At 37.0% G+C, this 8,757-nt stretch carries 9 protein-coding genes; 8 read left to right on the top strand and 1 reads right to left on the bottom strand.

Going from position 1 to position 8,757, the window contains the following annotated elements:
• On the top strand, positions 1–103 hold a 103-nt coding region (locus AC1DCY_RS26345), incomplete at its 5' end, for an IS3 family transposase (protein ID WP_477349455.1).
• Between the two features lie 361 nt (positions 104–464).
• On the opposite strand, the gene yhfH is transcribed toward AC1DCY_RS26345, so the two are convergent.
• The gene (yhfH, locus tag AC1DCY_RS26340) at positions 465–590 is read right to left on the bottom strand and encodes a protein YhfH (protein ID WP_012292204.1); all 126 of its coding nucleotides are present in this window, start codon (positions 588–590) and stop codon (positions 465–467) included.
• A gap of 144 nt (positions 591–734) precedes the next feature.
• Here yhfH and AC1DCY_RS26335 point away from each other — a divergent pair, with 144 nt between their 5' ends.
• The 7 genes from AC1DCY_RS26335 to AC1DCY_RS26305 all read left to right on the top strand — a co-directional run bounded on the left by AC1DCY_RS26335 (position 735) and on the right by AC1DCY_RS26305 (position 8,603).
• Positions 735–1,727 (top strand): lipoate--protein ligase, encoded by a 993-nt coding sequence (locus AC1DCY_RS26335; RefSeq protein WP_477355422.1) that lies wholly within the window; start codon positions 735–737, stop codon positions 1,725–1,727.
• A gap of 166 nt (positions 1,728–1,893) precedes the next feature.
• The gene (locus AC1DCY_RS26330; RefSeq protein WP_477355419.1) at positions 1,894–2,598 is read left to right on the top strand and encodes a response regulator transcription factor; all 705 of its coding nucleotides are present in this window, start codon (positions 1,894–1,896) and stop codon (positions 2,596–2,598) included.
• On the top strand, positions 2,598–3,581 hold the full coding sequence (locus tag AC1DCY_RS26325) for a sensor histidine kinase (RefSeq protein ID WP_477355416.1): 984 nt from the start codon (positions 2,598–2,600) through the stop codon (positions 3,579–3,581). Before AC1DCY_RS26330 ends, AC1DCY_RS26325 begins: the two co-directional genes overlap by 1 nt.
• Positions 3,582–3,592: 11 nt before the next feature.
• A complete protein-coding gene (locus AC1DCY_RS26320; RefSeq protein WP_477355413.1) occupies positions 3,593–4,027 on the top strand; it encodes a hypothetical protein in 435 nt (144 codons plus the stop codon).
• 12 nt (positions 4,028–4,039) lie between these two features.
• On the top strand, positions 4,040–4,816 hold the full coding sequence (locus AC1DCY_RS26315) for an ABC transporter ATP-binding protein (protein WP_477355410.1): 777 nt from the start codon (positions 4,040–4,042) through the stop codon (positions 4,814–4,816).
• Positions 4,788–6,722 carry an FtsX-like permease family protein gene (locus AC1DCY_RS26310; protein WP_477355407.1) on the top strand — a complete coding sequence of 645 codons (1,935 nt, stop codon included), beginning with the start codon at positions 4,788–4,790 and terminating at the stop codon, positions 6,720–6,722. The genes AC1DCY_RS26315 and AC1DCY_RS26310 overlap by 29 nt, the downstream gene beginning before the upstream one ends.
• 333 nt (positions 6,723–7,055) lie before the next feature.
• The gene (locus tag AC1DCY_RS26305) at positions 7,056–8,603 is read left to right on the top strand and encodes a fatty acid--CoA ligase family protein (protein WP_477355404.1); all 1,548 of its coding nucleotides are present in this window, start codon (positions 7,056–7,058) and stop codon (positions 8,601–8,603) included.
• The last annotated feature ends 154 nt before the right edge of the window (positions 8,604–8,757 follow it).

The raw sequence follows: 8,757 nt of genomic DNA, 5'->3' as shown, positions 1-8,757 counted from the left end.
ACAACAAGCGATTGAGGATTATATCCAGTTTTACAATAACGATAGATACCAAGAACGATTAAACGGCTTAAGCCCATTAGAATACAGGGCTAAAGCCGCTTAAAAGCTTTTTATTATTTCCACTGTCTACTTGACAGGGAGCAGTTCAAATATTGGTGGGTGTTTTTTTTTGTGGTTGAATGATTGTTTTAAATGGGGGTAAGAAGGAAGAGTTGCTAAAAACTGATCAGGTAAAGAGTAAAACTGCTCGGGGATGAAGTAGAATCACTCAGGTGACTACTCGGCTCCAACAAAAAATCGCTCATATTCAAAAAATCACACAAAAAACAGCAGCCGATATGAGCGTATCAGCTGCTGTTTTGTAAGTGTAAGAGATTTAATTAATGGTTCATCAAAATATGATGAGGAGTGTCATTATTAGTACGTGTGGGCACGAATATGACAATTACAGAATAGGCAAATGCTTATAGGTGGTTACATTTTTCACAAGTGTTGCTGTAGCATTCACTTTGTTCTTCAATTTTTTCACCGCATTCTGTACATTGCTTTGCAGGTAGGTTCTTGAAAAATTCAACTACATTTTCTAACATTGTGGACTCCTCCTTTAAGTTCATCTGTACTATTACTGTTTTGATATTTCCTAGTGTATTATAACAGAAGCATTTCGTCAACACAAAATGCCTAATTTACGTTAAAATAAATATGGATATTTTGTGAAGGAGGAAACGTAATTTATGATATTCGTTGATAATAAAGGGATTCATGACCCACGCATTAACCTTGCCATTGAGGAGTATTTATTAAAAACGATGGATGTTGAGAAGGAGCCAGTGCTACTTTTTTACATTAATCAGCCTTCAATCATCATTGGTAAAAATCAAAATACTATCGAAGAGATTAATACAGATTATGTAGAGGATAATGGCATTATCGTTGTGCGACGTCTTTCTGGTGGGGGCGCGGTGTATCATGATTTAGGTAATCTTAACTTCAGTTTTATCACTAAAGACGACGGCGATAGCTTTATGAATTATAAAAAATTCACTCAGCCTGTTGTAGATGCACTTGCAAAAATGGGCGTTCATGCTGAGCTGTCAGGCCGCAACGACATTTTAGCGGAAGGGCGTAAAGTATCTGGGAACGCACAATTTTCTACAAAGGGCCGTATGTTTAGCCACGGCACTTTAATGTTTGATACAGAAATTGATGCTGTTGTATCCGCATTAAAGGTGAAGAAAGATAAAATTGAATCAAAGGGCATTAAATCGATTCGTTCACGAGTAGCTAATATTTCTGAGTTCTTAAAGGATAAGATGACAGTCGAAGAATTCCGCCTAGAAATTTTAAAATCCATTTTCGGTGGTGAAGAAAATATTCGCTATTATGAGTTAACGGAGGAAGATTGGGCAAATATCCATAAGCTATCTGCTGAGCGTTATCAAACATGGGAATGGAACTATGGGAAATCACCACGCTTTAATATTCAAAAAACGCATCGTTTCCCAACAGGAGGTATTGATATTCGCTTAGAGGTGAATCATGGAATTATTGAAGAAGCGCATATTTTTGGTGATTTCTTCGGTGTAGGCGACATGGCAGATGTTGAACAACGATTAGTTGGGACAAACTATGATCGAACTGCAATTGCTGAGGCGTTAACAGATATTGATATTCCAACATACTTTGGTGGAATTACGACAGATGAGTTTTTACAATTAATTTATTAAGAAAAGCTTGTGTAGAAATTGGCAAATGTCCTTATTGAGGCAGAGACATTTTGACACAAAAATCTCTAGCTAATGATTCGTGTTAACTTTTGCTACAAAAGGTTCGCTGACAGTTATGTCGACGGACCTTTTTTTGATACAATATAAGATAGAAAGGAGTGCTGGTATGGAAAAGCATCGAATATTTATTGTCGAAGATGATGTGAAAATTGCGTCTTTGCTCGCAGAAACGCTTAGAAAATATCAATACGAAGTTGAAACAATCAAAGAATTTGATCATCTCGTTGAAGAATTTACAGAATTTAATCCACATATGGTGTTGCTTGATATAAATTTACCTTCGTACGATGGCTACTACTGGTGTCGCCAACTACGTCAACATACAACTTGTCCAATTATTTTCATTTCCGCTCGTTCTGGGGAAATGGATCAAATTTTTGCGCTAGAAAATGGGGGCGACGATTTCATTACGAAGCCATTTAATTATGAGATTGTACTGGCTAAAATCCGTAGTCACTTGCGTCGTACATATGGTGAATATGCAGCAAGACAAGAGGAACGGACAATTAAACAAGGACAGCTAGTTCTTCATTTAGAAAGAATGGAACTTCATAAAAATGATTTAGAGATTCCACTTCAGAAAAAAGAATGTATCATTTTAGAACTGTTAATGGGAAATGCGCCAAAAGTTGTGACACGTGAGCAATTGTTAGAAGAGCTTTGGGACGATCAGGCATTTGTCGATGAGAATACGTTGAACGTCAATATGACACGAGTGCGGAAAAAACTAGCAGATTATCATATTGCGTCTTCTATAGAAACGGTACGCGGAGCAGGCTATCGCTTTATTTTAAGTGCAGGTGAGTTATAGTGGGCTGGAAATTATTTTTGCGTGATTACGCATCGTTCATTATATTCCAGTTCATACTAGTGGGCTTCATCATGGTCTTATATTGGCTGGACGGCTTTCGAAATGTTGATACCGCTATTTATTCCTTCTGTATTAGTTTAGTGTTGTTAGCCTCGTTTTTACTTATCCGTTATTTAATGCGCCAACGTTATTTGTTAAAAATATCGCAGCTTCCTAAAACAATGGAAGATGTGTTACAGAAAAATGCTAAAACACCTGAGGCGATACAGGCTGAGAAATATATGCATGAACTATATCGACTTTATAAGCATGAGCTTCAATCGTTATATGCAGGCCAAAAACGACATGATCAGTTTATTAATCAATGGGTGCATCAGATGAAAACACCAATTTCTGTTATTGAGCTCTTATTACAGGATGAGCGTCCTCTTGATAAAAAGAATGTGCAGGAGGAAATTGACCGCTTACGAAGAGGCTTGGATATGGTGTTGGTGAATGCTCGATTAGAAAATTTTGAAGAAGATATGCAAGTAGAACAGGTTGCTTTAAAAACGATTGTTACTGCAACTGTTAATGAAAATAAACGTTTATTTATTACGAAACGTGTTTTCCCAGAAATTCATATTGAGGATGATATCATCGTAGCAAGTGATTCAAAGTGGCTTCGCTTTATTCTCGGGCAATTCGTAACGAATGCGGTTAAATATACTTTTGAAGCAAATAAAAAAATATCGATTTCTGCCATTACGAAGGATGACTGCGTACAATTAGCCATTTGTGATGAAGGTATTGGTATTCCAACATCGGATCTTTCCCGTGTCACTAAAGCCTTTTTTACTGGTGAGAATGGGCGTAAAACTGGAGAATCCACAGGGATGGGCTTATATTTAGCTAAAGAAATCTGTGAAAAACTCGGTCACGAATTAAACATTACATCAGAGGTAGGAAAAGGAACAATTGTTACAGTGACATTTACGAATTAGGGGGATCGGAAATGATAGAAGTATGTATGGATGAATGGGTTTTACATGTAGAAACAGAAAAAACAGAGGCATTATACGAATCGCATAACGATATTTGTGAGTGTTTATCCTGCAAAAATTTTCGTAAGGCTAGTCTTTTGCTTAATGAAGAAGTAATGCATTTTTCGAATAAGCTTGGGCTAGACTTACATAAACCAGCTTTACTTAACGCTTTCCCTGTAGAAGGTGAACAAGTGATGTACAGTGGGCATTATACGATTTGTGGAGAAATAATTGAAGGTGAAATGGATGCCTGGGATGTAATTGTTGGGTCGCATTGCTTTAGTCTAGTGGAGGAGGATGGTAATCAGTCAACTGAATCATTGACAGAGCCGCATTTTCAAATTGGCTTTGAGGTAGTATTGCAGTGGCTTTTACCAGAATCCATGGAATTAATCAAGAAATAAGGTGAACAAGGTATGCCTATTTTACAAATAAAAGACGTGACGAAGGTGTATGAAGGCAAAGTAACTCATCGTGCGTTAAATCAACTAAGCTTTGATGTGGAGGAAGGTGAGTTTTTAGCAGTCATGGGTCCATCAGGAAGTGGAAAAACAACGTTATTGAATATCATTTCTACGATTGATGAACCAACGAGTGGAGAAATCATTTTAGATGGCATGAATCCTCATACACTGAAAGCAACTGAGCTTGCCTACTTTAGAAGAAGACAGCTTGGTTTTATTTTTCAGGATTTTAATCTTTTGCATATGCTGACAGTGGAAGAGAATATTGTGCTGCCACTTACATTAGATCAACAGCCATTAGAAGTAATAGAGGAGCGTCTTGCAAGCATTGTGGAAAAGCTCGATTTAACTTCATTCTTGCATAAACGCCCAAATGAAATATCAGGTGGACAAGCACAAAGAACAGCCATTGGACGGGCACTTATTCATAATCCAAGTCTCATTTTAGCAGATGAGCCAACAGGGAATTTGGATTCGAATTCTTCGCGTGATGTACTTGAACTTTTAACAAAAGTTAATCAGGAAAAACGAACAACGATTGTAATGGTAACACATGATCCTATTGCAGCTAGCTACTGCGATCGCGTGTTATTTATTAAAGATGGTGAATTTTTCAATGAAATATACAAAGATGACCGTCGTCAAATGTTTTTCCAGAGAATATTAAATGTTTTAAGCTTACTAGGAGGAGGACAAGTAGGTGACCTTTCGACAATTCGCTTACCGTAATGTCGTACGGAACAGCCGTATTTACGGTGCCTTTTTCATGGCAAGCTTTTTTTCTGTGGCTGTGTTTTTCATCTATTCAATGCTCATGTTTCATCCGGATATTGAACAAGGGATATTAGGCGAAGCATCGTTAATTGGAATGGTTGGTGCGGAAATCGTACTCGTCCTTTTTACCTTATTCTTTTTATATTATTCGATGAGTGCTTTTTTAGAGGCTAGATCACATGAGTTTGCAATTTTATTACATTTAGGAATGGAAAAACGCCAGATGAATAAGCTTGTCTTTTTGGAGACAATGATTATTGGATCGGGCTCTATTTTTGTTGGGATTATATTTGGTTTCTCATTTTCGAAATTCTTTTTCATGATTGTTCGAGAAATTTTACATTTAGATGAGCTACCCTTATATGTTTCATGGCAGCCATTCCTATTAACGATTGGTGTCTTCACAAGTGCTTTTGTAGTCATTTCCTTAATTAGTGTGTATTTTACACGTGAAAGAAAATTGCGCGATCTCCTTAAGGGAAATGTCTATTTAAATAGCACTGCAACGTATTCTAAAATTCGCGCTGTATTTGGTATTACCCTTATTTTATCAGCATATGTACTAGCATTTATCGTATCGAAAACAGCTTTAATTGGTCTAGCATTATTAATCCCGTTTTTTGCGACATTTGGAACATATTATTTTTTCAGTGATTCTTTACCTTGCTTTTTAGATAAAGCAAGGGGCAAACGGAAATTCCATTGGCAACGCTATCGCCTTCTTTCATTAGCTGAGCAAACGCATATTATGATGGACAATGTGAAAATGTTTTTTGTAGTAACGATGGTGTCAACAATGGCCTTTTTATCGGTCGGCGTTTTAGCAACAATGTCATCATATACAATACAATATGATCGTTTAAATCCATTAGGGCTTGTCTATAAGGGAGATGTCGACAATCCTTATGAACGAAATCATATCGCCTCTTTACGAATTCAATTAGAGGAGAAGGGTTTGTCCTATCATTTATCGCGCTTTGTCGTCATCAAGCAAACATCTTCATATACCCACAATGAAGTTGAAGTTTTTAGGGAATCAGATATGAATGTATTGCTTTCTTCCTATAGTTACCCATTACTTGATTTGGATTCAGGAGAGGCAGTGTTTATACCATACTCGGAAGATTCTCTAAAAAAACTAAAAGATAAAGTTGTGCATACAGTATTAGAGGAAAACTCCATCCCGATAACAATTGATAGCGTATATCCTGAAATAGTATTCCCAGGGTCTATTGTTAGTGTGAATTCTATAGTAATTAGCGATGAGGATTTTAGTAAGCTTAGAAAGCCGATTGCCGATAAAGACGTTATGCAGCCAACCTATCATTTATTTACCTTCTATATCCCTCAGTGGATAGAGACGAAAGATATTGGTAAGGACATAGAAGAGTTAAAAGCATCTCAATATTTTTATAAGAAGAATAGATTTAGCCCATTTTTCTTTGTAAATGCAGGGTTAGATTATTCTTATGTATTAGCTACTTACTCATTATTCACATTAGTAGGGGTCTTAGTAGCAACTGTATTTTTATTAGCAGCAGGTAGCTTCGTTTACTTTAAACTGCATACTTCTCTTGAAAGAGAAAAGCGTAAATTCGATGTCTTAAAGCGAATGGGCTTAACAGATACCGAGCTCAAAAAGCTTGTGAATCGACATTTATTCCCACAATTTTTCTTGCCATGGGGTGTTGCAATGATGCATAGCGCCTTTGCTTTTCTTATGGTTCAAGGTATCTTAAAGGATATTGCTAATATTTCCATAGTAAAAGAAGTTGTCTTTGCTTTTGGGTTTTTTGTTTTAATACAAGTAGTCTATTTTTATTTGATTCGTTGGCGATACATCTCGCATATTCGTTCGTAATAAAGATGTACGAGAGAGAAAAAAATGAATTATTTGACGTAATTTACGACATGAAATAAAAAGTCTCGTTGTCTTTTAGATATATTTCTTATATAATATTACTGAATAATGATTCATTTTATCTCCATTCAGTAGAAGACTCCCACCTCTAAGGTGGTGAGGTGGATTCGGGTGTGATTCCTTTTTAAGGGATGTCCATATGTCTACTGAATGAAGATAAAGCCTCCGGCGGATGTCACGGATTTTAAAAGGAATGAATTGTGCTGGCACAATTCAAAATCCGGACCTCAATTACGCCAAGGCGAAATTGATACGATAAAGGGGATGGTGTAATTGAATTTAGTTTCAAGTGTTCGTCAACAAGCATTAGAGCAACCAGATAAAATTGCGTATCATTTTATGGGGAAAGATACGACGTACGGTGAGTTTGAACACACAGTTGGTCGCTTTGCAAAGGGGTTACAAGATTTAGGGGTAGAAAAAGGGGACCATGTGGCGTTTTTACTCGGCAATACACCACATTATTTAATTGCGTTATATGCAACAATGCGTTTAGGAGCAACAGCAGTTCCTGTTAATCCAATCTATACACCAGATGAAATTTCATATATTTTGCATAATGGTGATGTAAAAGCTGTTATTGCGCTTGATGCACTTCTTCCATTAGTAGAAATGGGTGTACATGCTTTTCCAAAAGTAAAAACATTTGTTGTTTGTGAAACAACAGCAGATGTTGCTGAAAAAGTAACGACTTTATCCGAAGAAGCAAAGGCTAAAATAAATTTATTTTCACAAGTAATTGCTAGTGCATCGGACTCATTGCAGCCAGTTGAAGTAGCTGACGATGATAATGCAATTATTTTATATACTTCAGGAACGACAGGTACGCCAAAGGGTGCAATGCTGACTCATAAAAATATCTATTCAAATGCTCGAGATGTAGCACATTATTTAGGCTATAAAGCAGATGATCGTATTATTGCTACGTTACCAGTTTTCCATGTATTTGCGTTAACTGTCGTTGTCAATGCACCTTTATTGAGTGGAGCAACGGTTTTACTTGAACCACGTTTTAGTCCAACTGAAATCTTTAAATTAACGAAGGAACAAAAAGCAACAGTCTTCGCAGGTGTGCCAACTATGTATAACTTCTTGTATCAATTACCTGAAAGCAACCCTGAAGATTTCTCAACAATACGTTTAGCGATTTCAGGTGGTGCGTCTTTACCGGTAGCACTATTACATAATTTCGAGAAGAAATTTAATGTTCGTGTTTCGGAAGGCTTTGGCTTATCGGAAGCTTCACCAGTAACGTGCTTTAACCCATTGGATCGTGAGCGTAAGGCAGGTTCTATTGGGACATCCATTTCCAATGTTGAAAACAAGGTGGTGGATGTTAACGGTCAGGAAGTGCCTGTTGGTGAAGTAGGGGAGCTAATTGTACGAGGACCTAACGTTATGAAGGGCTATTATAAATTACCTGAAGAAACAGCGATGGCTATACGTGATGGCTGGTTATACACAGGAGACTTAGCTAAAGTTGATGAAGAAGGGTACTTCTACATCGTTGACCGTAAAAAAGATATGATTATTGTAGGCGGATTTAACGTCTATCCAAGAGAGGTTGAAGAAGTACTCTTTGCTCATAATAATATCGTTGAAGCGGCAGTTGTAGGTTTCCCAGACCCTAACTTAGGTGAAGCAGTACATGCATATGTTGTCTTAAAAGATGCAGAAGCAACTTCAACAGAAGACCTTCTCGCATTCTGTGCAAAGCATATGGTGAAATACAAGGTTCCTAAAGTAATTGAGATTATGGACGAATTACCGAAAAATACGACAGGAAAAATTTTACGTCGTACATTAAAAGAAAAAGTATAAGAAACAGGAGGCTGGGACATAACTAGCTTCAATTAGTGAGAAATCCGAATTTGAATTCATTCAAATTCGGATTTCTCTATTTTTTATGTTGTCTCCATCTAGCTCTTAGTTAATGGCTGTGAATTTCCTTAAATTCACGGCCATTAATGCGAGG

This window comes from Lysinibacillus sp. 10T31 (assembly GCF_056394365.1).
The sequence above is the reverse complement of the archived record's forward strand: the minus strand, read 5'-3'. Positions and strand labels throughout refer to the sequence as shown.